Genomic DNA, 23,763 nt, shown 5'->3' on the forward strand with positions numbered 1-23,763 from the left:
AGCTACAGTTAACCCCGGGATGGGGAGGCACTATGGAAAAGCGAAAAAAACTGGGCGAAATATTCGTCGAGAACGGGCTGCTCACCGATAAAACGGTGGAGCGGATGCTGGCGGTGTCCAAGAAACTGGGCAAACGCTTCGGCACCGTCCTGGAAGACCTGGAGCTGGTCACCGGTGAGGAACTGGCCCAGGCCCTGGCCACCCAGTACGGCTGCCGCGTTGCCAGCAACTTTGCCGGCTACAGTTTCTCGCCGCAACTGCTGAGCACCATCTCGGTGGACGTGGCGATGCAGAACAACATCTTCCCGCTCAAGCTGGACGAGAAGAGACTGGCGCTGGCAATGGCCGACCCCACCGAAACACGGGTGGTGCGCAACATCTCGGCCAACCTCGGTTTGACCATCACCCCTTTCATCGCCACCAGGAAGGAGATCTACGCCGCAATCTGCAAGAACTACCTGCAGAAAGAGGTGTGCAGCGCCGCGGCCCACACCGTGCTGGTGGTCGAGGACGACAAGCTGATCGCGGCCATGTTCGGCGATTTCCTGGCGCGTGAAGGTTTCCGTGTCATCCACGCCGCCGACGGCCTGGAGGCGTACAAGGCGGTGCTGACCGAGAAGCCGCACGTGGTGCTCACCGACCTGATGATGCCCAAGCTGGACGGTTTCGGGCTCTTCGATGCACTGCGCAGCGTGCCCGATTTCAATGCCATACCGGTGATACTGATCACCAGCTCTTTGCAGCCGGAGGACGAGGTCAAGGCCTTCGAGAAGGGGTTCTTCGACTTCATTGAGAAGCCGGTGCGGGAGGAGACCCTGATCACCAGGGTGAAGAGGGCGTTGCAGTTCCGGGAGCGCAAGTACCAGTTGAGTTAAGCGGTTCGCCGCAAAATGACCAGGACCACGCACCCTCCAGCCCCCGTCCGGCGCTGGAGGTATTTATTTGAGGAAACGCCATGTGCGCCATACAGACCGTCAAGTGCCCGCACTGCCGCAAAGAAGCCCCGCTGGCCGGCAACCCTTACCGCCCGTTCTGCTCGGAAAGATGCAAGATGATCGACCTCGGGACCTGGGCCAGCGAAGGTTACCGCATCCCCGGTGAGAAGATGCCGCGACACCCGGATGACGATGAGGACCAGGGGTAGCTGGGCAGCTCCGACTACCTTTTAGGACACACCATTTTATTGCAGCAAGCAATGATCAAAGCAGCAAAGGAGCCTTTCATGTCAGAAGTACGTCTCCGTTTCGCACCGAGCCCGACCGGCTTCCTTCACGTTGGAGGAGCGCGTACGGCGCTTTTCAACTGGCTTTTGGCCAGAAAGCAGCACGGCACCTTCGTGCTCAGGATCGAGGACACCGACGTGACCCGGTCCACCCAGGAGTCGGTCGATGCCATTTTCGAAGGGATGAAATGGCTGGGACTGGACTGGGACGAGGGGCCGTTCTTCCAGTCCGACTACTTCCCGGTGTACAAGGAGTACATCGACAAACTGGTGGCTGAGGGGAAGGCGTACAAGTGCTACTGCAGCGTCGAGGAGCTCGAGGCAAAGCGCGAGAAGGCGCTCGCGGAGGGTGGGAAGCCCAAGTACGACGGTACCTGTCGCGATCTTCCTCCCCAGGAGGACGATGGCCGCCCCTACGTGATCCGTTTCAAGACTCCCAAGGAGGGCGCCACTACCTGGAACGACCTGATCAAGGGCAAGGTCTCCTTCGAGAACGCGGAACTGGACGACCTGATCATCCAGCGTACCGACGGCACCCCGACCTACAATTTCGTCGTGGTTGTCGATGACGTCACCATGAGGATGACCACCGTGATCCGCGGCGACGACCACGTCAACAACACGCCGCGCCAGATCCTGATCTACCAGGCACTGGGGGCGCCGGTCCCGGTGTTCGCGCACGTGCCGATGATCCTCGGCGCCGACAAGGCCCGTCTCTCCAAGCGCCACGGCGCCACTTCGGTCATGGCCTACCGCGACATGGGCTTTCTCCCCGAGGCGATGGTGAACTACCTGGTGCGCCTGGGGTGGAGCTACGGCGACGAGGAGATCTTCTCCCTGCAGGACCTGATCGAGAAATTCTCCATCGAGAACGTCGGCCGCTCGGCAGGTGTCTTCAACACGGAAAAACTCCTGTGGCTGAACGCCCACTACATCAAGACCGGTGACCCGGTGCGCCTGGCCGACCTCCTGACACCGTTTTTGAAGGAGCGCGGCGTCGATCCCGCCCAGGGCGGACCGGACCTGGTGGCCGTGATCAAGACACTGCAGGAGCGCGCTAAAACCATGCTGGAGCTCGCCGACGGGGCGCTGTTCTACTACAGGGACGAGCTCTCCTACGACGAGCAGGGAGTGGCCAAGGCATTCAACGCCGACACCCCGGCGCTTCTCACCGCTCTCGTGGAGAAGCTGGCGGCCCTGCCGGCTTTGGACCAGGCCAACATCGAGCAGGCCTTCAAGGAGCTGATGGCGGAGAAGGGGATCAAGCTGGGCCAGGTCGGTCCCGCCGTCCGTCTCGCCCTCTCCGGCACCACCGCCTCCCCGGGGATCTACGAGATGATCGAGGTGCTCGGCCTGGCCGAGACGAAAAAGCGCATCGAACGTGCCATCGCCGTCCTGGCCAAGTAGCCGCAACGGAGTGCTGAACGGAAAAAAGGAGGGCGCCCCTAGGGGCGCCCTCCTTTTCGTTGTCGCTGCGGCAAAAAATGAGGCCTGCAGCGGACGAGCCGGCTGCAGGCCATGGCATTACATGTTTCTTGTGGTGCGGTTGCTGATTAGGCCGGGGAGATTGCGGACACCGGGCAGGTGTCGACGCAAGCGCCGCAGTCGATGCAGGTATCTGCAGCGATAGCCCTCTTGTTGCCAGCCTCGCTGATAGCGTTGACCGGGCAGGAATCGTCGCAGGCGCCGCAGTTGATGCATTCGTCGCTGATGGTATGTGCCAAAGTATTCACCTCCTTCACCTGGAGTTAAAAGTTGACGTGGAAACTAGCACAGCGCTCGCAAAAAGTCCACCATAAAGCTGTAGACAATAAACTCCTAATCGGGAGAAAAATCTTGAACTGGGAGCCACTCTCCTGTATATATAAAAAAAGGTTTTATTTGTGTACTTTTTGTCCGGTGTGGATCTTCCTCGTATCACTGGGCAAACTACAATCACGGGGGATGCTAATCGATGGATATTCTGGCACTTAACTGCGGGAGTTCTTCTGTAAAATACCAGTTGTTTGACTGGGATAAAAAAGTGGTTGTGGCGAAGGGGATGGTGGAGCGTGTGGTCATCGGCGATTCCTTCATCCTGCACGAGGTCCCCGGGCGTGAAACCTATCGTGAAGACTCCGACTGCCCCGACCACAAGACCGCAGTTGACCTGATCCTGAGAACCCTGACCTCCCCGAGCCACGGCGTACTGAGGGATATCAAACAGATAGCCGCAGTCGGTCACCGCGTCGTGCATGGTGGCGAGAAGTTCACCAAGTCCGTGCTGATCGACGACGAGGTTCTTGCCGCCGTCACCGAGGTACAGCACCTGGCGCCGCTGCACAACCCCCCCAATATCGCCGGTATCGAGGGGGCCATGGCGGTCCTTCCCGACGTACCGCAAATCGCCATTTTTGATACCGCGTTTCATCAGACCATGCCGGAGCACGCTTACCTCTACCCGCTCCCGTACGAGTGGTACGAGAAGTACGGTGTGCGTCGTTACGGCTTCCACGGCACCTCGCACCTCTACGTCTCCAAGCGCATCGCCGCCATCCTGGGCAAGCCGGCCAACCAGTGCAACGTCATCACCATGCACATCGGCAACGGCGTCAGCCACTGTGCCATCAAAAACGGCGTGTCGGTCGACACCAGCATGGGGCTTACCCCGCTGGAAGGCGCCATGATGGGAACCCGCTGCGGCGACATCGACCCGGCCATTCCCGCCTTCATGATGCAGAAGGAGAACCTCTCTGCCAAGGAGATCGACTCCATCCTGAACAAGAAGAGCGGCGTCATCGGCATCACCGGCCGCTTCACCGACCGTCGTGACGTCATCGAGAACGCCAACGGCGGCGACCGCCTCTGCTCGCTGGCGCTGGACATCGAGGCGTACCGTCTCAAGAAGTACATCGGCACCTACATGGCGGTCGTCGGCCGGCTCGATGCGGTGGTCTTCACCGCCGGGGTAGGGGAGATGGGGGCGCCGATCAGGGAGCGCGCCATCGCCGGGCTCGAGCACCTGGGCATCTTCCTGGACAAGGAGCGCAACGCGTCGGCCATGACCAGGAAACGCGAGACGCTGATCACCACCGACGACTCGCCGGTCAAGGTGTACGTCATCCCGACCGACGAGGAACTGGTCTTCACCGAGGACGTCGCCGCCATCCTGGACGGCACCTACACCGACCACATGAACTTCGAGTACAGCTTCTCCAGGCCCGACTTCGTCAGGAAGTAGGGCAGGCGACGCTAGACAGCAAAAAAGGCCGGCGGGGCAACCCCGCCGGCCTTTTTTCTGTGGTTGTCACGCTCTTGCCAGTTGCTTGATACCCCCTCTCCCTCCGGGAGGGGATGGGGTGAGGGCGTTGCAATCGGCAAGTAATCAGTTGTGGCAGCGCCCTCACCCGCCTTGCGGGCACCCTCTCCCAAAGGGAGAGGGAACCCTGGGAAGCCTGAGGAGGATGTTGCGGGTTAGCCTTGCGCCTGCACCGCGGTGATGGCGGTGACGTCGACGATGTCCTGTACGGAGCAGCCGCGGGAGAGGTCGTTGACCGGCTTGGCGAGGCCCTGGATCACCGGGCCGATGGCCTTGGCGCCGGCCAGGCGCTCGACGAGCTTGTAGGCGATGTTGCCGGCATCGAGGGTGGGGAAGACGAGCACGTTGGCCTTGCCGGCCACGCCGCTGCCGGGGGCCTTCTTGGCGCCGACCGCCGGAATGAGGGCGGCGTCGGCCTGCAGCTCGCCGTCGATGGAGAGCTCGGGATCCATCCCCTTGGCGATCTCCAGCGCCTTGAGCACCTTGTCGGCGTCGGGGTGGCTCGCGCTTCCCTTGGTGGAGAAGGAGAGCATGGCGACGCGGGCGGGTACGTCGAGGAAGGAGTTGCAGTTGCGCGCCGTGGCGATGGCGATCTCGGCCAGGGCCTGGGCATCCGGGTTCGGGTTGACCGCGCAGTCGGCGAAGAGGATGACGCCGTTCTCCCCGAAGTTGGGGGTCTGGGTGGCCATCAGGAAGAACGAGGAAACGGTCTTGATGCCGGGGGCGGGACCGACGGTCTGGAAGGCGGCGCGCAGCACGTCGCCGGTGGTGCCGGTGGCGCCGGCCACTTCGCCGTCGGCGTCTCCCTCGCGGACCATCATCCCCGCGAAGTAGAGGTTGTCCTGAGCGGTCAGCATCTCCTGGGCCTGCTGCGGGGTGAGCCCCTTGGATTTGCGCAGTTCCACGAGCTTGCCGACGTAGGCGTCCAGCCTGGGCGAAGTGGCGGGGTCTACCAGTTCCACCCCGGCCAGGTTGATCCCCTTGGCAGCGGCCGTCGCCCGGATCGCGTCCGGCTTGCCCAAAAGCACGATTTTGGCCAAACCTTGTTCCACGATCTGCTGCGCGGCGAAGAGCATCCTCTCGTCATAGCTCTCCGGCAGGACCACCGTCTTGAGTTTCGATTTCGCCTTGTCGTGAATCTGCTTAACCAACGGCATGAGCATTCCTCCGTAATTGAATTATAAAACCGTGTTAGTTATATAACCCAGCGGGCGGGATCGGTCAATAAAAAAGCCGTCTTTGGCGGTCAGCGGGGGAGCGGCGTTCCGCACTCCTCGGGGTCTCCCTGCAGTTTGGCGACCGCGTGCGGAACCGCGGCCCAGACGAAGCCGATGTTCTCGGTGGCGCCCTTGGGGCTGCCGGGGAGGTTGATGATCAGGCTGTTCTTGCGGATACCGGCGACGGCGCGCGAGATGATGGCGTGCGGGGTCTTCTTGAGGCTTTCCATGCGCATCACCTCGCCGAAGCCGGGGAGCAGGCGCTCCACCACGCGCTCGGTTGCCTCCGGGGTGACGTCGCGCGGCGAGACGCCGGTGCCGCCGGTGGTGAGGATGAGGTCGTAGAGGCCGCTGTCGGCCCACTCGGTGAGCTTTGCCGAAATGAGCGCCCCCTCGTCGGGGATGACGTCGGTGCAGGCTACGGTGACGCCGCGCTCCTCGAGCCAGGTCCGAAGTGCCGGGCCGCTGCCGTCGGCACGCTCTCCGGTGGAACAGCGGTCGCTGAGGGTAAGAATGGCTGCTCGCATGTAGAGGCTCCTTTAAGTTGGGTGGACGTTTGACGTCCGACTGGTCTGACGCAGCGGAAGGGGACCGGCACCTGCGGAGCCAGTCCCCCGTCGACGCATGCCTTAGTCCTCGCGCTTGAAGACGCCGCTCTTGCCGCCTTCCTTGTAGTGCAGTTTCACGTCCGAGATGACGATGCCCTTGTCGGTCCCCTTGCACATGTCGTACACGGTGAGCGCGGCCACGGTGGCGGAGGTCATCGCTTCCATCTCGACACCGGTGCGCTCGAAGGCGCGCACGGTGGCCATGACGCCGATGGTCCCCTGCGCCTCGTCCACCTCGAACTCGATGGCGACGTGGTGGATGGCGAGCGGGTGGGAGAGGGGGATCAGGTCGGGTGTCTTCTTGGCGCCGGCGATACCGGCCAGCCTTGCCACGCCGAGGACGTCGCCCTTGGCCATCTTGCCGGACACGATGGACTGCACGGTTTCGGGTTTCAGGGTCAGCACGGCGCCGGCTACGGCGGTGCGCATGGTCGGGGTCTTCTGACTTACGTCGACCATGATGGCGTTGCCGCTGGCGTCGAAGTGGTTGAACGACATGTTAAACCTCCATTTCCAAGGTGGGATCGAGCAGGTGCAGGTCTACTTCCGCGCCGGCGGCGAACTCGGTTGCCTCGGCGGGAAGGATGGCGAGCGCGTTGCAGCGCAGCATGGTCTTCAGTATCCCGGTGTTCTGATCTCCCGAGGTGCTGGCGATATAGCGCCCACCCTCGATGGCGACGTGAACGCGCAGGAAGTTCACCTTGCCCGCCTTCTTGCGTGCCCCTTCCTTGAGGGTGCCGCGCACCGTGCGGCGGAATACCTTCTCGTGCCCCATCATGCGCAGGATGGCGGGGCGCGCGAACTCTTCGAAGGTGATCATGGTGGAGACCGGGTTGCCGGGGAGGGAGAATACCGGGACGTTCCCCTTCATGCCGAAGGCGGTGGGGCCGCCCGGCTTGATGCCCGGTTTCCAGAATTGTTCCACGACACCCAGCTCCGCCAGCACCTCGCGCACCAGGTCGCGGTCGCCGGCGGAAACCCCTGCCGAGGTGATAAGGATGTCTGCTTTCAGTCCCTCGGCGAGCAAGGCCCGGTGGCTGTCCCGGTCGTCGCGGGCGATGCCGAGGATGACCGGTTCGGCGCCGCAGAGCTTGACGGCGGTGGCGAGGGCGAGGGTGTTGCTGTTGACGATCTGGCTCTCCTTGGGCTCGGTGCCGACCTCCACCAGTTCGTCCCCGGTGGAGAGGATGGCGACGCGCACCTTGCGGTAGACCGGGACCAAGACCGTGGAGAAGGAGGCCAATAGACTTACCTGGGGTGCGCCGATCACGGTGCCGCGCGGCATGATCGCCTCGCCGCTGCGCACGTCCTCGCCCTGGAAACGGATGTGGTCGTGCTTTTTCACCTGCTGCAGGAGCTTCACGGTCTCCGCCGTGTTCTCCGTTTCCTCTATGGGCACCACCGCGTCGGCGCCGGGCGGGATGGGGGCGCCGGTCATGATGCGCGCGGCGCATCCCGGCGTCACCGCGTCATCGGAGCTGACCCCGGCGGGGATGTAGTCGGTGACCTTGAGCACGGTGCCCGGGGCGCAGTCGGCGCTCCTGACGGCGAACCCGTCCATGGCGGAGTTGTCCCAGCGGGGCATGTCCCTGGGCGCGATGTAGTCTTCGGCCAGCACCCGGCCGACCGCTTCCAGAAGCAGTACCCTTTCCACGCCCGCGGGCGCCACCTTGTCGATGACCATGCGTCTGGCTTGCTCGTAGTTCGTCATCTCTTCCTCTTTGTTCGTTGGTAATGTCAAAACGAGAAAAGGCCCGACTCCGGTAAGGAAGAAGGGCCCGTGCGCTTAAGCGGCGGTGCTTCTCCTTTCCAAGAGGGAGGCGGTGCCGTTTCCGGCAGCACCCATCGGCTGCGGCGCCCTGGGGGTTTTCCCTTTAGACGGCCGCCGCTCGGAGACGTTCTGCATATTTTCTCAAAGCCATAGCATATTCGCCGCTAAATAAACAATTATTTTAGGTTAAGGCAGTACCCCCGACGGGGGCAAGGCGTCTGTAAAACCTGCAGCAGCCGCTGTTTTTGTTCAGTTCTTGCCCGGGGGGCGGCGCCGTATACTTTCCTGTCCGGGAGGGTGCGGCGGCGGTGACGGCCTCATTAAAGGGGTTGATTTCCGTTTGACAAACAGAGTATGGTTTTTATCGTGTATGCGGAATCCGAGGCGACGTGCCTCGCAACCGGATCACGCGCATCTTGAAGTTGACCGGTCCAAATATACGTAATCAGGAAGTATTATGTCATTGATAGACACCTATGGCAGGCGCATCAACTACCTGCGCCTCTCGGTCACCGACCGCTGTAACCTCCGCTGCAGCTACTGCATGCCGGAAGAGGGCGTCGAGAAACTGAGCCACTGCGAGATGCTCTCCTACGAGGACCTGCTTCGGATCTCTGCCGAGGCGGTCGCCGCCGGGATAGAGAAGATCCGTGTCACCGGCGGTGAGCCGTTGGTGCGCAAGGGGATCGTTGATTTCCTGGGGCGCCTGGCGGCCTTGCCCGGCCTGAAGGAACTGGTGTTGACCACCAACGGCCTGCTTTTGAAGGAGATGGCCCAGGGGCTGAGGGATGCCGGGGTGCAGAGGCTCAACGTCAGCCTCGACTCGCTCAAACCGGACACCTTTGCCGCGATCACCCGCGGAGGCGAACTGCAGCGGGTGCTGGACGGTCTCGACGAGGCGGAACGGGTCGGCTTCCCGCCGCACAAGATCAACGTGGTGGTGATGCGCGGGGTGAACGACGACGAGATCCTCGATTTCGTGGCGCTTACCCTGAAGCGTCCCTACGCGGTGCGCTTCATCGAGTACATGCCGACCTCTGGCGACGCGGACTGGCGCGACCTCACCGTGCCGGGCGCCGAGATCAGGGAGCGCATCGCCCGCGAGTACACCATCGAAGAGAGCACCAACAGTGAGCGTTCCGGCCCGTCCAAGAACTTCCGGGTCCAGGGGGCGCCCGGGTCGCTGGGCATCATCACCGCCATGACCGGGCATTTCTGCGACGGCTGCAACCGCCTGCGGGTCACGGCCTCGGGTGTCGCCAAGGGGTGCCTGTTCTCCGGGACCGGTGTCGATCTCAAGCCGGTGCTGGCGACCGGCGACGACGAGCTTTTACGCAAGGAAATCCGGCGCATCGTGGCGGCCAAACCGGGGCGGCATGAAGTGACCGATGAAGGAGTGGAAACCAAACCTTTTGCCATGTCTCGTGTGGGTGGCTAAAAACAAGGAGAACGCATGATCGGAAAGGTAATCGCCGTCAACATCAGCAAGAACAAGGGGGAAAGGAAGACCCCGGTCCCCGAGGTCACCATGCGCGAGGAACACGGCATCGTCGGTGACGGCCATGCCGGAGACTGGCACCGGCAGGTGAGCCTCTTGGCCCAGGAAAGTATCGCCAAGATGCAGGCGCTCGGGCTGGACGTGAAGGAAGGGGACTTCGCCGAGAACATCACCACGGAAGGGGTGGACCTGGTGAGCCTCCCCATCGGCGCCAAAATCGAGCTGGGGGAGACCCTCCTGGAGGTGACCCAGATCGGCAAGGAATGCCATACCCGCTGCGCCATCTACTACCAGGCCGGCGACTGCGTGATGCCCAAGGAGGGGATCTTCGCCAGGGTGCTCAAGGGCGGGGTGGTTCGGCCCGGGGACAAGGTGGTGGTGTAAGGCTGCTGGTGGCGGCTGCGGTGGGCGGTGCTGCCGGCTGCGGTGGGCGGTGCTGCCGGCTGCGGTGGACTGGCGTGCAGGTTTTTGGTGGACCACATGGACCCGGTGGACTAAGTGGACCCTGTGGACGCTGCAACTGAAAAAAACTTAGAAAAAGGCCGCGAGGCGCTGGGCGCTCGCGGCCTTTGTGTGTTAAAGGGGCGGCTCCTCATTGCTCGCAGGGGAGCAGCACGGTGAAACTGCTGCCGCGACCGGGCACGCTCTCCACGTCGATGCAGCCGCCGTGCTCCCTGATGATGCCGTAACTGACCGACAACCCCAGCCCCGTGCCGTTGGCCTTGGTGGTGTAAAAGGGGTTGAATACCTGCCTCAGGTTCTCCAACTGGATGCCGACACCAGTGTCGGAAATCTTCACCTCGTAGTTGTCCCCACTCCCCACCGGCGCGCTCCTGATATCGAGCACGCCCCCTTCGGGCATGGCCTGCACGGCGTTCAGGATCAGGTTGGTGAACACCTGCCGCAACTGGTCCTGGTCCCCTTCGACGACGGCCACCTCCTCGGCGTAAAACTCAAACACCTCGATCTTCTCCAGTGAAACCTGGTGCCCGATCTGCCCCACGATCTCGTGCAGCAGCTGGTTCAGGTGCACCTCGCCGCGCTCCATCTGCTCGCGCCGGGCGAACTTCAACAGGTTGGACACGATCCGCTCCACGCGCTTCACCTGCTGGAAGATGGTGTCCACTTCCTCGCGGTTGGGGGCGTCCTCCGGAACCGAGAGCTGCAAAAGCTCCGTGTTGCCGCGGATGATCGCCATGGGGTTGTTGATCTCGTGGGCAACGCCTGCCGCCAGCTCGCCGATTGCCGCGAGTTTCTCGACCCGCAACAGCTCCTCGCGCGTCTGCACCAGGAGCCGGTTCTTCTCCTCCAACTCCGCGGTCCTCAGCTGCACCTTCTGCTCCAGGTTCCGGTTCAGCTCGATGATGCTGTCCTCGCGCTCGGCAAGGGACTGGCTCATGTCGTTGAAGCGCTCGGCCAGGTCGCCGATCTCGTCGCGCGAGTCGATGGTGCTCTTCACGTCCCGCTCGCCCGCCGCCACCCGCCGCGTCAAGAGCTCCAGCTCCTTGATCGGTTGCGCCAGCTTGCGTCCCAGGAAACCGGACATGGAAACCCCGGTCAGCCCGCTCAAAAGGAGCACGAAGCTCAACAAGACGGCCATGTCCGTCTTTACCGCCGAGTAGTGGCTCTCCAGCATCCCCACGTAGAGCGCGCCGATCGGCACCCCCTGCAGCGAAAAGATCGGCTCGTAGGCGGTCAGGTACCAGTCGTTGACCACGAAGGCGCGACCCACCCACTTGGTGCCCTTCAACAGGACGCGGTCGTACACCGGCGCCGAGAGTTTGGTGCCGATGGCACGGCTGCCGTCGGTATTGGGGACGTTGGTCGCGATCCTGACGTCCCCCTGGAAGATGGTGGAGTTGCCCACGTCGCGGCCGTTGGATTTGGCCCCTTCGTAGACGACAGTCTTGATCTTGTCCACCAGCTTCTTGTTGTTGTTCAACAAGACGCCGCCGTAGAGGGCGCCCACCACGTTGCCGGCCGGGTCGCGCACCGGCGCCGCCACGAAGAGGAACATGGCGCCGTTGAGCGGGGCGGGCGGGGTGGGGTCGGACTTGGTTCCGGTGACCTGAACGCGCGCCTGGCGCACCAGTTCCTCACCCTCCAGAGTCAGTTCCGCGGTGGGGATGATGGTGGTGCCGCTCACCAATTCCCCCTTCAGGGCCCGCGCCACGAACTGGTTGCGCAGCTTGTCGTCGCCGAACTGTTTCGGGTTGTTGGCGCGGAAGATCACCTTGCCGGATGCGTCCACCGCTGCCAGTACGTCCAGGTGCTCGCTCTTGCGCACCGGCGAGAGCGTGGCAGCAAGGGCGTGCTGGTCTGCGGCCGCCACGGTCTCGGAGGTCCTGCCGAAGGAGGCGGAGAGCTTCACGGCATCGTAGAGGCGGGTCAACTCGTTCAGGTAGGCCTCGCGCGCCACGGAGAGGTCGTAGCGCACCTTCTCCTGGGCCTGGGCGGCCACCTTGGCGCTCAGGATGAAGACGCCGGCCATCCAGCAGATCAGGATGGCGATCGCCAGCGGGATCAGCGTGGCGACCGTGAGCTTGGTCTTGATGGGAAAACGGAGCCTGGGGATATTCATGAGGGGATGGTGATCTCGTACTCGGCGATCTTGCGATCCAGCGTCTTCCTGGAAATGCCCAGGATCTCTGCCGAGCGGCTCTTGTGGTAGCCGGTGCCAAGCAGGGTGCGCTCGATGTGCGCCTTCTCCATGTTCTCCAGGGAAACGAGTTGCGGCTCGACGGGCGCGGCCGAAGCCTTCTGCTGCCTACGCCAGATGGGGAGCTCCTTGGGGGTCACCAACTGGGTGCGGGCCAGGATCACGGCGCGCTCCATCACGTTTTCCAGTTCGCGGATGTTGCCGGGCCAGTCGTAGCCGCACAGGAGGTGCAGCGCCTCGGGGGTGACGCCGGTCACTTCTTTTTTCATCTTGAGGCTGTACTTCTTGAGGAAGTGCTGGGCCAGCGGCTCGATGTCGTCTTTGCGCTCGCGCAGGGGGGGGAGGGGGATGTTGATCACGTTGAGGCGGTAGTAGAGGTCCTCGCGGAACCTGCCGGCGCGCACCTCCTCCTCGAGGTCCTTGTTGGTGGCGGCGACGAAGCGGATGTCGGCGCTCTTGGCGCGGGTGGCGCCCACGGGGATGAAGTCGCGCTCCTGGATCACACGCAAGAGCTTCGCCTGGATGGGGAGGCTCATGTCGCCGATCTCGTCCATGAACAGGGTGCCGCCGTCGGCTTCCTCCAGAAGGCCTTTCTGGTGGGTGATGGCGCCGGTGAAGGCGCCGCGCACGTGCCCGAAGAGCTGGCTCTCAAGGAGGGTCTCGGTGAGGGCGGCGCAGTTGATGGAGAGGAAGCGGCGCTCGCGCCGCGGGCTGTTGTAGTGGATGGCGCCGGCGATCAACTCCTTGCCGGTGCCGGATTCGCCCAGCACCAGGATGTTCGCCTCGCTGGCCGCGACCTGCAGGGTGAGGTCGTAGGTCTCCTGGAACACGGCACTTCTGAAGATGATGGCGTCCTGAAGGATCGGCTTGCCCAGCTCGGTCTTGAGCGCCCGGTTTTCCTGCAACAGCTGCTCCTTCTCCAGGGCGTTCTTCAGAACGCTCAGGATCTTCTCCTTGGGGAAGGGCTTGGTAACGTAGTCGTAGGCCCCCAGCTTGATGGCCTCCACCGCGGCATCTATGGTGCCGAAGGCGGTCATGATGATGATGGGGAGGGTAGGGCGAAGCTGCTTTACCTCCTGCAGCACGCTGATGCCGTCCTGGTCGGGCATCCTGACGTCCTGCAGAATGAGGTCGGCGTCACCGGGATCCCCTTCGCGCAGGCGGCGCAAAAGCAGCGCACCGGCGTTGAAGGTCTCCACCAGGTACCCCTGGGTCTGCAACAGCTTCTTCAGGTAGATGAGGATCCCTTCCTCGTCGTCACAGATCAGAATTCGTTCTTGTGTCATTTTGGGGCGTTCCTCGCTTCTTTCCCGCGCCGTTGCTGGAAGAGTCGTTTTGGACAAAATGTCACACATTTTGACAAAACGACGCATTTGTTAATTAAAGTTAATCTTGCCGAAATTCCCTACCGGCGCTGACAACATTATCATTTCGTAGGTTTACGGTACACAACTATTTTTATCGTAAACGTTTACGGGCTGGCATGGCAATTGCCGTATACGCGGTGCTTATCCGGCGTCGACGACGTTTATCATGGAAAAAGGAGAGATTCAACATGGCAGTTTCACGACGGGAGTTTCTGCAGGGGGGGGCGGCTGCGGCGGCACTGATCCTCTCCGGCAAAAAAGCGGAAGCGGGCGGCGCAGACGGCTCGCAGATGCGCACCAAGGGGCTGAAAAGCTCGACCACCATCTGTCCTTTCTGCGCGGTAGGTTGCGGGCTTGTGGTGCATACCAAGAACGGCAAGATCGTGAACATCGAGGGGGACACCCAGCACCCGATCAACCAGGGTGCGCTCTGCTCGAAAGGTAGCGCGCTGTTCCAGGTGGCCAACAACGAGCGTCGCCTGCAGAAGGTAATGTACCGCGCCCCCGGTAGCGACAAGTTCGAAGAGAAGTCGTGGGACTGGGCCCTGGAGCGTATCGCCCAGAAGATGAAGGAAACGCGCGACAAGTCCTTCAAGGCTAAAGAGATCAACAAGAAAGACAACAAAGAGTACGTGGTCAACCGCACCGAAGGGATGGCATTCCTGGGCGGCGCAGGTCTGGACAACGAGGAGTGCTACCTCTGGAGCAAGTTCGCCCGCTCCATGGGTGTGGCTAACCTCGAACACCAAGCCCGAATATGACACTCCGCTACAGTCGCCGGTCTGGCGGCTTCGTTTGGACGTGGGGCAATGACCAACCACTGGATAGACCTGAGAAACGCTGACGCGATTCTCGCCATCGGCTGCAACCCGGCCGAGAACCACCCGATTTCCATGAAATGGATCGAGGCGGCCATGGATCAGGGCGGCAAGCTGATCGCCGTCGATCCCCGCTTCACCAGGACCGCTTCCAAGGCGGACCACTACGCGCAGATCCGTCCGGGCACGGACATCGCCTTCCTGGGCGGCATGATCAACTTCGCCCTTCAGAACAACATGATTCACGAGGAGTACGTTCGCGAGTACACCAACGCCTCCTTCATCGTGAACGAGAAGTTCGACTTCAACGAAGGCCTTTTCTGCTCGTTCGACGACCAGGAGAAGACCTACGATCCCAAGGCCTGGGCCTACGCGGTCGACGGCGCCGGCAACCCCAAGCGCGACAAGTCCATGAAGGACCCGCGCTGCGTATACCAGCTGCTGAAGAAGCACTACTCCCGTTACACCGTGGACATGGTCTGCAACATCACCGGCACCAAGAAGGAAGACTACATCGCCGTCGCCAAGGCCTTCTGCTCCACCGGCCGCGCCGACAAGGCGGGTACCATCCTCTACGCCATGGGCATCACCCAGTCCACCCACGGCACCCAGAACGTCCGCGCTACCGCCATGCTGCAGATGCTTCTCGGTAACATCGGCATCGCCGGCGGCGGCGTCAACGCGCTGCGCGGCGAGTCCAACGTCCAGGGTTCCTCCGACTACGGTCTGCTGTTCCACCTGCTGCCTGGCTACCTGAAGTCCCCGGAGTTCGACAACGTCGATCTCAAGGCCTACCTCGAGAAGTGGACCCCGAAGACCAAGGACGCGAAGAGCGCCAACTGGTGGGGCAACACCCCGAAGTACACCGTCAGCCTCCTGAAGGCCTGGTACGGCGACAACGCCACCAAGGAAAACGGCTTCTGCTACGACTACCTCCCCAAGAGAAGCGGCAACTACTCCTTCGTGAAGCTGATGGAGAAGATGGGCAAAGGCGAACTCGCTGGCCTGGTCTGCATGGGCCAGAACCCGGCCGTCGGCGGCCCGGACTCCCTGAAGACCCGCGAGGCACTGGGCAAGCTCGACTGGCTCGTCACCGTCGACCTCTGGGAGACCGAGACCTCGATCTTCTGGAAGCGTCCCGGCGTCAACCCGAAGGACATCAAGACAGAAGTCTTCATGCTGCCGGCAGCCTCCTCCGTCGAGAAGGAAGGTTCCATCTCCAACTCCGGCCGCTGGGCGCAGTGGCGCTACAAGGCCGCCGAGCCGGTTGGTGAGGCAAAGAGCGACCTCTGGATCATCAACCAGTTCGCCAAGCGCATGAAGAAGGCCTACGAGAAAGGCGGCGCCTTCCCCGAGCCGATCACCAAGCTGTCCTGGAACTACGGGCAGGGCGAGGAGCCGGAAGTGCACATGGTTGCCAAGGAGATCAACGGCTACTTCACCAAGGACATGACCATCGTCGACAAGGACAAGACCCTGGAGTTCAAGGCTGGCGATCAGGTTCCGATGTTCAAGTACCTCCAGGACGACGGCTCCACCGTCTCCGGCTGCTGGATCTACTGCGGCTCCTACACCAAGGACGGCAACCAGATGGCGCGTCGCGACCTCGCCGACCCGACCGGTCTGGGCATGTACCCGAAGTGGTCCTGGTGCTGGCCGGTCAACCGCCGCATCATCTACAACCGCGCCTCGGTCAACCCGGACGGCGTGCCGTTCAACCCCAAGCGCGTCGTCATCACCTGGGACGCCCTGGAGAAAAAATGGAAAGGCGACGTGCCCGACGGTCCCTGGCCGCCGATGAACGACGCCAAAGAAGGGAAGTACCCCTTCATCATGGTGCCTGAAGGTCACGGTCGTCTCTACGCCCTGGACATGAAGGACGGCCCGTTCCCCGAGCACTACGAACCGGTGGAGAGCCCGGCCAAGAACCTTCTCTCCAAGACCCAGACCAACCCGGCCGTCAAGATTCCGGCCAACATGACCAGCGACACGGCCAAGTTCCCGTTCGTCGGCACCACCTACAGGATGACCGAGCACTGGCAGGCAGGCGCCATGACCCGCAGCCTTCCCTGGCTGGTGGAACTGGTCCCGACCATGTTCGTGGAGATCTCCCAGACCCTGGCCCGCGCCAAGGGGATCAACAACGGCGACATGGTCAAGGTAACCACCGAGCGTGGTTCCATCGAGGCGAAGGCACTGGTCACCTCCAGGCTGAAGCCGTTCAACGTGCAGGGGAAAGAGATAGAGCAGGTGGGTCTCCCCTGGCACTTCGGTTATGCAGGTCTGGCTACCGGCGACTCCGGCAACGTCCTTACGCCGTCGGTCGGTTGCGCGAACACAAGCATCCCCGAGTTCAAGGCATTCCTCTGCAACATCGAGAAAGGGGGTAAACGCGCATGAGCAGCGAGAACCAAGACTTCAACAAAACCAAGGCATTTTTGATCGATATGACCAAGTGCACCGGCTGCCGTGGCTGCCAGGTTGCCTGCAAGCAGTGGAACCAGCTGGGTGCCGAGAAGACCGAGTTCTTCACCGGCGAAGGGTACCAGAACCCGCCGCTCATGTCGGAATACACCTTTACCCGCATCAAGTTCCGGGACTACGAGAAGAACGGGCAGAACGAGTTCGCCTTCTACAAAGAGATGTGCATGCACTGCAACGAGCCGGCCTGCGCATCGGTCTGCCCGGTAGGCGCCTTCAAGAAGACCAAGGAAGGCCCGGTCACCTATGATGCGGAGCGCTGCATCGGCTGCCGCTTCTGCATGGTCGCCTGCCCGTTCGGGGTGCCCAAGTACGAGTGGAGCAAGGCCCTGCCGCTGGTGAGAAAGTGCACCGGCTGCTACTCCAGGGTGAAGGAAGGGCTGAAGCCGGCCTGCGCCACCACCTGCGTCTCCGCCATCACCTACGGCAACCGCGAGGACATGATCAAGGAGGCCAACAAGAGGATCGCGGCACGTCCGGAGAAATACCTGAAGAAACTCTACGGCTCCGAAGAGGCGGGCGGCACCTCGGTCATCTACCTGACCGCGCTTCCCTTCGACGAGCTCGGCTTCAAGCCGGTCACCAAGCGTCCGCTCCCGTCCTACACCTGGCAGGCGCTGCGCCTGGTCCCGGGCATCTTCCTCACCGTCGGCGGCTCGCTGTCGCTGCTGTCCTGGTTCAACCACAGGAAGGAGAGGATCGCCAAGGAAGAGGAGCAGAGAAAATCCGGCGCTACGCCGAAGGAGGAGAGCTAGATGACCGCTGCAAAGATAATCGCTAACGAGATCAAGGGCTACCACCGCTTCGTGCAGTTCCTGATCGTCCTGGTGGCTGTGGGCGCTCTCGCCTCCCTGGCCCGCTTCGTGTTCGGCCTGGGCGTCACCACCAACCTGAACGACACCTTCCCGTGGGGTCTCTGGATCTCCTTCGACGTCGTCACCGCGGTACCGCTCGCGGCGGGCGCCTTCACCCTCGGGGCCATCGTGCACTGCTTCCACATCAAGAAGCTCGAGCCGCTGGTACGTCCGGCCATCGTGACCGGCTTCCTCGGTTACTCCCTGGTCAGCGTGGGGCTTCTGCTCGACCTCGGCCAGCCGCAGCGCTGCTGGCACACCATGGTGTACTGGAACCCGCACTCCCCGATGTTCGAGGTTTCCATGTGCATCATGGCCTACACCACGGTGCTCTTCCTGGAGTTCCTGTCGCCGGTGTGCGAGAAGTTCGGCTACCACGTGCCGCTGCGTCTGCTGCGCACCATCGAGATGCCGCTGGTTGTAGCCGCGGCATCCATCTCGACCCTGCACCAGTCGTCCCTGGGCACCTTCTTCCTGATCGCGGTCGATAAGCTGCACAGCCTCTGGTACAACCCGCTGCTGCCGCTGCTGTTCTGGATCTCTGCGATGTGCGCCGGCATCTCCATCATCATCGTGGAAGCCACCATGAGCCACAAGTACATGGGGCAGCCGGACGAGGGCGAACTGCTCGAGACCCTGGCCAAGATCCTTCCGTGGGTCATCACTGTGTACCTGACCGTCAAGTTCTTCTCCCTCTTCGCCTTGACCCAGGGGCCGCTCTTCAACCGTCCGGGCCTGTTGGTCCTGTTCATCGTCGAGGTTGCCGTCGGCATGGTCCTGCCGCTGTTCATGCTGATGAGCAGGAAGGTCCGCGAAGACGGCCGCCTGCGCGCCACCGCCGCCTGGCTGGTGATCGCCGGCATCATCCTGAACCGCTTCAACGTCTCCATGTTCGGCATGGAAGCGCCGGGTACCTTCTACTACCCGTCCTTCATCGAGAGCCTGGTCACCATCGGCATCATCGCGGCGCACATCCTGTTCTTCGTGCTGATCGCGAAGTACTTCCCGATCTTCGAGCACCATCCGGAAACCGTCGACTACTCGATTCCGGACCACTTCCACAAAACCGAGAAAGGCCACGCTCACGGTGCGGCCAAGGCCTAACGGAAGTTGCAGCAACAGTTTGAATCTTTCGCAGTAACAGCTTAGAAGTACGAGGAAACCCTCCCGAAGTCCCCTCTCCCGCGCAGGCGGGGGAGGGGCAGGGCGGGGGCCGGCAAGAACTCAAGCCAGATCAGATTCAAGGAGTGCGCAGGTGGCAACTATTTACAGTTTCAAGAAGGGCGTCATGGAGCAGGTGGAAGGCGGGGTGGTCACCGAGTACCCCCTGCAGCTGGTGGTGAACGGGCGCGAGATGGCGACCCTGATCGCCTCACCCCACGACCTGCGTTTCCTGGTCGCCGGCTTCCTGCGCCTGCAGGGTTTCGTCTCCAAGGTTGACGACTTCCTTGCGCTGGCCATCTGCCAGGACTTCGGCGCCGCCAGCGTCACCATCCGCGGCGAGCTTCCCGAGCGTCTCAAGCCGGTGCTCACCTCTGGCTGCGGCACCGGGATCAGCTTCAACATGCCCAAGCCGGTCGAGAAGTCCGGCCCCTCCCGGGTGCACGCACCCGAGACCATCTTCGCGCTGATGAACCAGCTGGCCCAGAAGTGCGAAGGGTACAAGAGTCACGGCGGGATGCACTCCGCGGGCGTGGGGAGCGACACCCTGCTCCTGCATGCCGAGGATATCGGCCGCCACAACACCATTGACAGAATTGCCGGCGAGGCCCTCCTGAAGGGGATCTCGCTGGCTGGAACCATATTGGTCACCTCGGGTCGCGTCTCCACCGAACTGGTCGCCAAGGCGTCGATGCTGGGCATCGACCTGATCGCCTCGCGCACCTCGCCCACCGACATGGCGGTGAAGATGGCCGAGGAGGCCGGCATCACACTGGTGGGGTACGTCAGGGCCGATAGTTTCAAGGTCTACACCCACCCCGAGGCCATCAGCACCACCGGGCCGGAGAAGATCGCCGGGGTTACCGGCGTGATCCTCGCTGGGGGCGCCTCCAGCCGCATGGGGAGCAACAAGGCCCTCCTGCCGCACAAGGGTGGGCGCTTCATCGAGAGCATCTACCGGGAACTCTCCGAGATCTTCCCCGAGGTGGTCCTGGTGACCAACACCCCGGAGCAGTACCAGTTTCTTCCCTGCCGCAAGGTGGCCGACCTCTACCCGGGCATGGGCGCCCTGGCCGGGATCCACGCCGGGCTCGCCCAGGCCAACACCCCGAGCGTCTTCACCGTCGCCTGTGACATGCCGCACCTCGATCCGGCCCTGATCAGGCACATCGCCGCGCGTCGCGGCGACTGCGACCTGGTCCTCCCCAAGAGCGAGCACGGCTACGAGCCGCTGCACGCCCTGTACAACAAGAGCGCGCTGGCCGCGATGGAAGAGTGCCTGGAACAGGGGAAGCGGCGCATCGTCTCCATCCTGCCGCAGCTGAAGGTGCACGAGATTGCCGCCGACGAGGTGGCCGGCTTCGACCCGAGTTTCGACTCCTTCAGCAACATCAACACCCCGCAGGAATACTACGAGTTGAGAAACGGCGACAAGGCGAGGCCGGGCATCGAGAACCTCCCTGTCGCAGAAAAGGCACAGAAAGCGCAGGCCTAGCCCAGGGGGCGGTCTGAACCAAGAGGCGTCAACGCAACAGCTCCCCGGCGCGGGAGTTCAAAGGAGAAGGTAAATGTTTGGATTCGGTATGCCGGAAATGATCATCGTGCTCGTGATAGCCCTCGTGGTTGTCGGCCCCGCCAAGCTGCCCCAACTTGGGCAGGCACTGGGCAGCAGCATCAAGAACTTCAAGAAGGCCTCCGCGGGCGAGGACGTGGTCCAGCTCAACGAGGAGAAAAAGGCCTAGATTTCTGCAGGCACATCAGTACTTTCAAGGCCCTGGGCGATCCCGGGGCTTTTTTTTTAACGAAAGTCCTCAAGCAAAGACGGGTACCTGCCGATCTGGGAAGTAACCGGTCAAGAAACCGGTTCTGCGGTTTCGGTGGTGCTTGCAGCCGCCGTGGCGTGTCAAGGAGACGGCAAATGTTGACGCAGTGGCATCAGGATATGGCGACGGGTAGCGAGGCGGTGGACAAGCAGCACAAGGAGCTGCTGCGCCGGGTCGATGACCTGCTCAAGGGGGCGAAAAACAAGAAGGGCGCCGACGAGATCGGCAGGTTGATGTGGTTTTTGAAGAAGTACGTCCGCTGGCATTTCCGGGACGAGGAAAAGCTGATGCTGGAAGCCGGTTTTCCGGGCTACCACTCTCATAAGACGCAGCACGAAATCTTTTTCCGCGAGGTGCTGCGGCTGGAAACGCTGCACGCCGAGCAGGGGGACAACACCCTCATGATCGTCGCCGTCATTACCGCGATGTGCGAGTGGCTCCGCTCCCACTTCAACAAGCTGGACAAGGAGTTCATCGATTTTCTGAAAGAAACAGGTCAGAATGGCAACGGCAACGGCGGCCATAGCGAGAGCCCGGACGGCAACGGGGAGCAGTAGCGGGAGGTCAGGGCGCGGCAGGCGAGAGGGTAGGGCAACAGAGCATTTAAATAAAGGGGAGCGCCGATTGATCGGGCTCCCCTTTTGTGTTTGGCTCTGCCGGCGTATCCAAGTCCCCTCTCCCGGAGGGAGAGGGAGGAAGAGTCTACGACCGGTGCACTGCCAGGGGCCCCCAGGCTTGGTGCACCGACATCACCTCGACGCTGTTGATGTTGACCCGCGCCGGAACCGAGGTCACCCAGACCACGATGTCGGCGATGTCCTCGGCCCGTAGCGGCTCGGTCCCCGTGTAAACCCGCTGCGCCTTTTCGTCCTCACCCTTGAAGCGCACCTTGGAAAATTCCGTTTCCGCCATGCCGGGCTCGATGTTGGTGACCCGCACCGCCGTCCCCAACAGGTCGGCGCGCAGGTTCCTGGAGAACTGCTGCACGAAGGCCTTGGTGGCGCCGTAGACGTTGCCGCCGGGGTAGGGCCAACTTCCCGCCACAGAGCCGATGTTGACCACGTGGCCGCGGTTGCGGGCCACCATCCCGGGGAGGATGGCGCGGGTGCAGTACATGACTCCCTTGACGTTGGTGTCGACCATGGTCTCCCAGTCTTCAAGCGATGCCTGGTGGGCCGGTTCCAGCCCGAGGGCGAGCCCGGCGTTGTTGACCAGCAGGTCCACCTCGGCGAACTCCGGCGGCAATCCTGCGCAGGCGGCAGCAACGGCATCGCCGTCGCGCACGTCCAGGGTCAGCGTGTGCACCTGTGTCTTTCCGGCAAGCTCCTCCTTGAGGGCCTGCAGCTTGTCTCCACGTCGCGCGGTCAACACCAGTTTCCAGCCCAGCTCTGCCAGCGCCCGCGCGCAGGCGGCGCCAAATCCCGACGATGCTCCTGTAATGAGGGCACACTCTTCCATTCCCATTCCTCCTGAGGCTAGTCGCGCTGTTGCGCGCTATCTTAGTTGAGAACGCTTTCCAACACAAGATGTAGCTTGCCTGGTTGGCGCGTTGTCCTCAGTGCTCCCGCCGTCGGGTATGTGCAGCGGCAGCATGTTATTTTTCGGTCATTTTCCCATGAAAAAACCCCGGCCTGGTCATTGCCGCCCCTCGACAATCGGGTAAAGTATTCCAGTTGTTTCACTAGGGGGATAGAATATCTAATGAGCCCTCGCGGGCAGAGCAAGCGGGAGGTGCACGCCATGCGCAAAATCTCTCATAGCTGCGAAGTACACGCTGCGCTTGATACCGTGTGGAAACTTCTCATCGAGAAAATGGAACAGCCGCATTCCTACCTGCCGGGGGTGACCCAGTCGCGCACCCTGCAGCATTACGGCAACGGTCTGCTGCGTGAAATAAGGGGGGAGGGGCTCCTGATCAAGGAGAAGGTGGTGCTCGACAAGCCGCACGGCGAGGTCCGCTACTTTCTCCTGGAGCACCCGCTTTTTACCGGCCGTGTGGTGAACCGGGTGGTGCCCTCCTCGGTGCAAAGCCCGGTGGCACCGCAAGTGCTTACCATAGAGGTCGAGTGGGCGCCCAAAGACGACCAAGCCGAGCGGATGCTCCACGGCGATCTGCCGGAGCAAATCCAAAGAGAGGTGATGAGCTTGAAAGCTAGAGCGGAAGCACTGGAAGCGCAGGAGGCGAAGCCGCTGTCCACGCCGTACGCCTTCGGCATTACCATGGCGCTCCCCTTTGCCGACACCCTGCCCAGGGTGCACCAGGAGCTGCAAAGGGAGGGGTTCGGGGTCCTCTTCGAGATCGACGTGAAGCAGAAATTCAAGGAAAAGCTCGACAAGGACTTCCGCAACTATCACATCCTCGGGGCATGCAACCCCGGTCTGGCGTACCAGGCCTTCGGGGCCGAGATCGACATCGGCACGCTGCTCCCGTGCAACGTGGCGGTGTACTCGGTGAGCGAGTCCCGCACCGTGGTGATGGTGATGGATCCTGTGGCGGGGCTCTCCCTGGTGGGGAACAGCCAACTAAACGAACTCTCGGTCACGGTCAAGCAGAGCCTGCAGCGGGTCATGGCGGGGCTGCACCCCGTTGCGGATTGAGGCCATGATCCGGTTAAAGAGGATATACGACGAGGCGGCAGCGCAGGACGGGGTGCGCGTGCTGGTGGACCGGCTCTGGCCGCGGGGAATCTCCAAGGACAAGGCGCACTTGGACCGCTGGGAGAAGGAGCTTGCTCCCTCGGACGAGCTGCGGCACTGGTTCGGACACGATCCCGAGAAATGGCAGGAATTCCGGGCCCGCTACCGGAAGGAGCTGGAGGGACAGGGGACGCTGATCGAAGAGCTTGCCGCGCTGGCCGCAGGCAAGACGCTGACCCTGCTCTATGCGGCGAAGGACGAGGAGCACAACAATGCAGTCGTACTGAAGGAAATCCTGGAGGACTCCAGCATCGGCTGATGCCGCGGCAAGCCCGCGGGCTCAGGAGGC

General features: G+C 62.4%; 22 protein-coding genes and 1 riboswitch. Of the genes, 14 read left to right on the forward strand and 8 right to left on the reverse strand.

Annotation, left to right across the window (positions count from 1 at the left end):
• Positions 1-32: 32 nt before the first annotated feature.
• The 3 genes from JFN91_RS07855 to gltX all read left to right on the forward strand — a co-directional run bounded on the left by JFN91_RS07855 (position 33) and on the right by gltX (position 2,629).
• The gene (locus tag JFN91_RS07855) at positions 33-875 is read left to right on the forward strand and encodes a response regulator (RefSeq protein ID WP_199388649.1); all 843 of its coding nucleotides are present in this window, start codon (positions 33-35) and stop codon (positions 873-875) included.
• 80 nt (positions 876-955) lie between these two features.
• The gene (locus tag JFN91_RS07860; RefSeq protein ID WP_199388650.1) at positions 956-1,144 is read left to right on the forward strand and encodes a DNA gyrase inhibitor YacG; all 189 of its coding nucleotides are present in this window, start codon (positions 956-958) and stop codon (positions 1,142-1,144) included.
• Positions 1,145-1,222: 78 nt separating this feature from the next.
• Positions 1,223-2,629 carry a glutamate--tRNA ligase gene (gltX, locus tag JFN91_RS07865; RefSeq protein ID WP_199388651.1) on the forward strand — a complete coding sequence of 469 codons (1,407 nt, stop codon included), beginning with the start codon at positions 1,223-1,225 and terminating at the stop codon, positions 2,627-2,629.
• 146 nt (positions 2,630-2,775) lie between these two features.
• On the opposite strand, the gene JFN91_RS07870 is transcribed toward gltX, so the two are convergent.
• On the reverse strand, positions 2,776-2,946 hold the full coding sequence (locus JFN91_RS07870) for a DUF362 domain-containing protein (RefSeq protein ID WP_199388652.1): 171 nt from the start codon (positions 2,944-2,946) through the stop codon (positions 2,776-2,778).
• A gap of 230 nt (positions 2,947-3,176) precedes the next feature.
• Here JFN91_RS07870 and JFN91_RS07875 point away from each other — a divergent pair, with 230 nt between their 5' ends.
• On the forward strand, positions 3,177-4,442 hold the full coding sequence (locus JFN91_RS07875; protein WP_199388653.1) for an acetate kinase: 1,266 nt from the start codon (positions 3,177-3,179) through the stop codon (positions 4,440-4,442).
• Between the two features lie 233 nt (positions 4,443-4,675).
• Here the strand turns inward: JFN91_RS07875 and pta are convergent, their stop codons facing one another.
• The 4 genes from pta to JFN91_RS07895 form a co-directional block, all read right to left on the reverse strand.
• Positions 4,676-5,677: a phosphate acetyltransferase gene (pta, locus tag JFN91_RS07880; protein WP_199388654.1), complete on the reverse strand. Its 1,002-nt coding sequence runs from the start codon at positions 5,675-5,677 to the stop codon at positions 4,676-4,678.
• 89 nt (positions 5,678-5,766) lie between these two features.
• On the reverse strand, positions 5,767-6,264 hold the full coding sequence (locus tag JFN91_RS07885; protein WP_199388655.1) for a MogA/MoaB family molybdenum cofactor biosynthesis protein: 498 nt from the start codon (positions 6,262-6,264) through the stop codon (positions 5,767-5,769).
• Between the two features lie 102 nt (positions 6,265-6,366).
• Positions 6,367-6,843 carry a cyclic pyranopterin monophosphate synthase MoaC gene (gene moaC / locus JFN91_RS07890; RefSeq protein WP_199388656.1) on the reverse strand — a complete coding sequence of 159 codons (477 nt, stop codon included), beginning with the start codon at positions 6,841-6,843 and terminating at the stop codon, positions 6,367-6,369.
• Position 6,844: 1 nt separating this feature from the next.
• A complete protein-coding gene (locus JFN91_RS07895; protein WP_199388657.1) occupies positions 6,845-8,056 on the reverse strand; it encodes a molybdopterin molybdotransferase MoeA in 1,212 nt (403 codons plus the stop codon).
• A 75-nt stretch (positions 8,057-8,131) separates the two neighbouring features.
• Positions 8,132-8,252, reverse strand: a riboswitch (molybdenum cofactor riboswitch).
• Between the two features lie 321 nt (positions 8,253-8,573).
• Between JFN91_RS07895 and moaA the strand changes: the two genes are divergently transcribed.
• A complete protein-coding gene (moaA, locus tag JFN91_RS07900; RefSeq protein ID WP_199388658.1) occupies positions 8,574-9,554 on the forward strand; it encodes a GTP 3',8-cyclase MoaA in 981 nt (326 codons plus the stop codon).
• Positions 9,555-9,569: 15 nt separating this feature from the next.
• Positions 9,570-9,998 (forward strand): MOSC domain-containing protein, encoded by a 429-nt coding sequence (locus JFN91_RS07905; protein WP_199388659.1) that lies wholly within the window; start codon positions 9,570-9,572, stop codon positions 9,996-9,998.
• A 208-nt stretch (positions 9,999-10,206) separates the two neighbouring features.
• Here JFN91_RS07905 and JFN91_RS07910 read toward each other — a convergent pair whose 3' ends face one another.
• Together JFN91_RS07910 and JFN91_RS07915 are read right to left on the reverse strand one after the other, a co-directional pair.
• Positions 10,207-12,195 (reverse strand): cache domain-containing protein, encoded by a 1,989-nt coding sequence (locus JFN91_RS07910; RefSeq protein ID WP_199388660.1) that lies wholly within the window; start codon positions 12,193-12,195, stop codon positions 10,207-10,209.
• Positions 12,192-13,559 carry a sigma-54-dependent transcriptional regulator gene (locus tag JFN91_RS07915; protein ID WP_199388661.1) on the reverse strand — a complete coding sequence of 456 codons (1,368 nt, stop codon included), beginning with the start codon at positions 13,557-13,559 and terminating at the stop codon, positions 12,192-12,194. Before JFN91_RS07915 ends, JFN91_RS07910 begins: the two co-directional genes overlap by 4 nt.
• 269 nt (positions 13,560-13,828) lie before the next feature.
• Between JFN91_RS07915 and fdnG the strand changes: the two genes are divergently transcribed.
• The 6 genes from fdnG (at position 13,829) to JFN91_RS07945 (ending at position 21,334) form a co-directional block, all read left to right on the forward strand.
• Complete coding sequence (gene fdnG, locus JFN91_RS07920; protein WP_199388662.1) at positions 13,829-16,858, forward strand: formate dehydrogenase-N subunit alpha; 3,030 nt, start codon at positions 13,829-13,831, stop codon at positions 16,856-16,858.
• Positions 16,855-17,694 (forward strand): 4Fe-4S dicluster domain-containing protein, encoded by an 840-nt coding sequence (locus JFN91_RS07925; protein WP_199388663.1) that lies wholly within the window; start codon positions 16,855-16,857, stop codon positions 17,692-17,694. The genes fdnG and JFN91_RS07925 overlap by 4 nt, the downstream gene beginning before the upstream one ends.
• Positions 17,695-18,897: an NrfD/PsrC family molybdoenzyme membrane anchor subunit gene (nrfD, locus tag JFN91_RS07930; protein ID WP_199388664.1), complete on the forward strand. Its 1,203-nt coding sequence runs from the start codon at positions 17,695-17,697 to the stop codon at positions 18,895-18,897.
• Between the two features lie 151 nt (positions 18,898-19,048).
• Positions 19,049-20,449, forward strand: coding sequence for a formate dehydrogenase accessory sulfurtransferase FdhD (gene fdhD, locus JFN91_RS07935; protein ID WP_199388665.1), 1,401 nt, complete (start codon positions 19,049-19,051; stop codon positions 20,447-20,449).
• A 73-nt stretch (positions 20,450-20,522) separates the two neighbouring features.
• A complete protein-coding gene (gene tatA, locus JFN91_RS07940; RefSeq protein ID WP_129126225.1) occupies positions 20,523-20,696 on the forward strand; it encodes a twin-arginine translocase TatA/TatE family subunit in 174 nt (57 codons plus the stop codon).
• A gap of 176 nt (positions 20,697-20,872) precedes the next feature.
• A complete protein-coding gene (locus JFN91_RS07945; protein ID WP_199388666.1) occupies positions 20,873-21,334 on the forward strand; it encodes a bacteriohemerythrin in 462 nt (153 codons plus the stop codon).
• A 145-nt stretch (positions 21,335-21,479) separates the two neighbouring features.
• Here JFN91_RS07945 and JFN91_RS07950 read toward each other — a convergent pair whose 3' ends face one another.
• Entirely contained in the window at positions 21,480-22,235 is a 756-nt protein-coding gene (locus JFN91_RS07950) for an SDR family oxidoreductase (protein WP_199388667.1), read from the reverse strand.
• Between the two features lie 282 nt (positions 22,236-22,517).
• Here JFN91_RS07950 and JFN91_RS07955 point away from each other — a divergent pair, with 282 nt between their 5' ends.
• Entirely contained in the window at positions 22,518-23,375 is an 858-nt protein-coding gene (locus JFN91_RS07955; RefSeq protein WP_199388668.1) for a DUF302 domain-containing protein, read from the forward strand.
• Positions 23,376-23,379: 4 nt separating this feature from the next.
• The gene (locus JFN91_RS07960) at positions 23,380-23,733 is read left to right on the forward strand and encodes a DUF488 domain-containing protein (RefSeq protein WP_199388669.1); all 354 of its coding nucleotides are present in this window, start codon (positions 23,380-23,382) and stop codon (positions 23,731-23,733) included.
• Positions 23,734-23,763 lie beyond the last annotated feature (30 nt).

This window comes from Geomonas anaerohicana, from assembly GCF_016458305.1.
Classification (GTDB): Bacteria; Desulfobacterota; Desulfuromonadia; order Geobacterales; family Geobacteraceae; genus Geomonas; species Geomonas anaerohicana.

Excerpts from the sequence above, each read along its gene's own strand:
- JFN91_RS07855 (WP_199388649.1), top strand. The coding sequence starts at position 33 with ATGGAAAAGCGAAAAAAACTGGGCGAAATATTCGTCGAGAACGGGCTG.
- JFN91_RS07860 (WP_199388650.1), top strand. The coding sequence starts at position 956 with ATGTGCGCCATACAGACCGTCAAGTGCCCGCACTGCCGCAAAGAAGCC.
- gltX (WP_199388651.1), top strand. The coding sequence starts at position 1,223 with ATGTCAGAAGTACGTCTCCGTTTCGCACCGAGCCCGACCGGCTTCCTT.
- JFN91_RS07875 (WP_199388653.1), top strand. The coding sequence starts at position 3,177 with ATGGATATTCTGGCACTTAACTGCGGGAGTTCTTCTGTAAAATACCAG.
- pta (WP_199388654.1), bottom strand. The coding sequence starts at position 5,677 with ATGCCGTTGGTTAAGCAGATTCACGACAAGGCGAAATCGAAACTCAAG.
- JFN91_RS07885 (WP_199388655.1), bottom strand. The coding sequence starts at position 6,264 with ATGCGAGCAGCCATTCTTACCCTCAGCGACCGCTGTTCCACCGGAGAG.
- moaC (WP_199388656.1), bottom strand. The coding sequence starts at position 6,843 with ATGTCGTTCAACCACTTCGACGCCAGCGGCAACGCCATCATGGTCGAC.
- JFN91_RS07895 (WP_199388657.1), bottom strand. The coding sequence starts at position 8,056 with ATGACGAACTACGAGCAAGCCAGACGCATGGTCATCGACAAGGTGGCG.
- moaA (WP_199388658.1), top strand. The coding sequence starts at position 8,574 with ATGTCATTGATAGACACCTATGGCAGGCGCATCAACTACCTGCGCCTC.
- JFN91_RS07905 (WP_199388659.1), top strand. The coding sequence starts at position 9,570 with ATGATCGGAAAGGTAATCGCCGTCAACATCAGCAAGAACAAGGGGGAA.
- JFN91_RS07910 (WP_199388660.1), bottom strand. The coding sequence starts at position 12,195 with ATGAATATCCCCAGGCTCCGTTTTCCCATCAAGACCAAGCTCACGGTC.
- JFN91_RS07915 (WP_199388661.1), bottom strand. The coding sequence starts at position 13,559 with ATGACACAAGAACGAATTCTGATCTGTGACGACGAGGAAGGGATCCTC.
- JFN91_RS07925 (WP_199388663.1), top strand. The coding sequence starts at position 16,855 with ATGAGCAGCGAGAACCAAGACTTCAACAAAACCAAGGCATTTTTGATC.
- nrfD (WP_199388664.1), top strand. The coding sequence starts at position 17,695 with ATGACCGCTGCAAAGATAATCGCTAACGAGATCAAGGGCTACCACCGC.
- tatA (WP_129126225.1), top strand. The coding sequence starts at position 20,523 with ATGTTTGGATTCGGTATGCCGGAAATGATCATCGTGCTCGTGATAGCC.
- JFN91_RS07945 (WP_199388666.1), top strand. The coding sequence starts at position 20,873 with ATGTTGACGCAGTGGCATCAGGATATGGCGACGGGTAGCGAGGCGGTG.
- JFN91_RS07950 (WP_199388667.1), bottom strand. The coding sequence starts at position 22,235 with ATGGAAGAGTGTGCCCTCATTACAGGAGCATCGTCGGGATTTGGCGCC.
- JFN91_RS07955 (WP_199388668.1), top strand. The coding sequence starts at position 22,518 with ATGCGCAAAATCTCTCATAGCTGCGAAGTACACGCTGCGCTTGATACC.
- JFN91_RS07960 (WP_199388669.1), top strand. The coding sequence starts at position 23,380 with ATGATCCGGTTAAAGAGGATATACGACGAGGCGGCAGCGCAGGACGGG.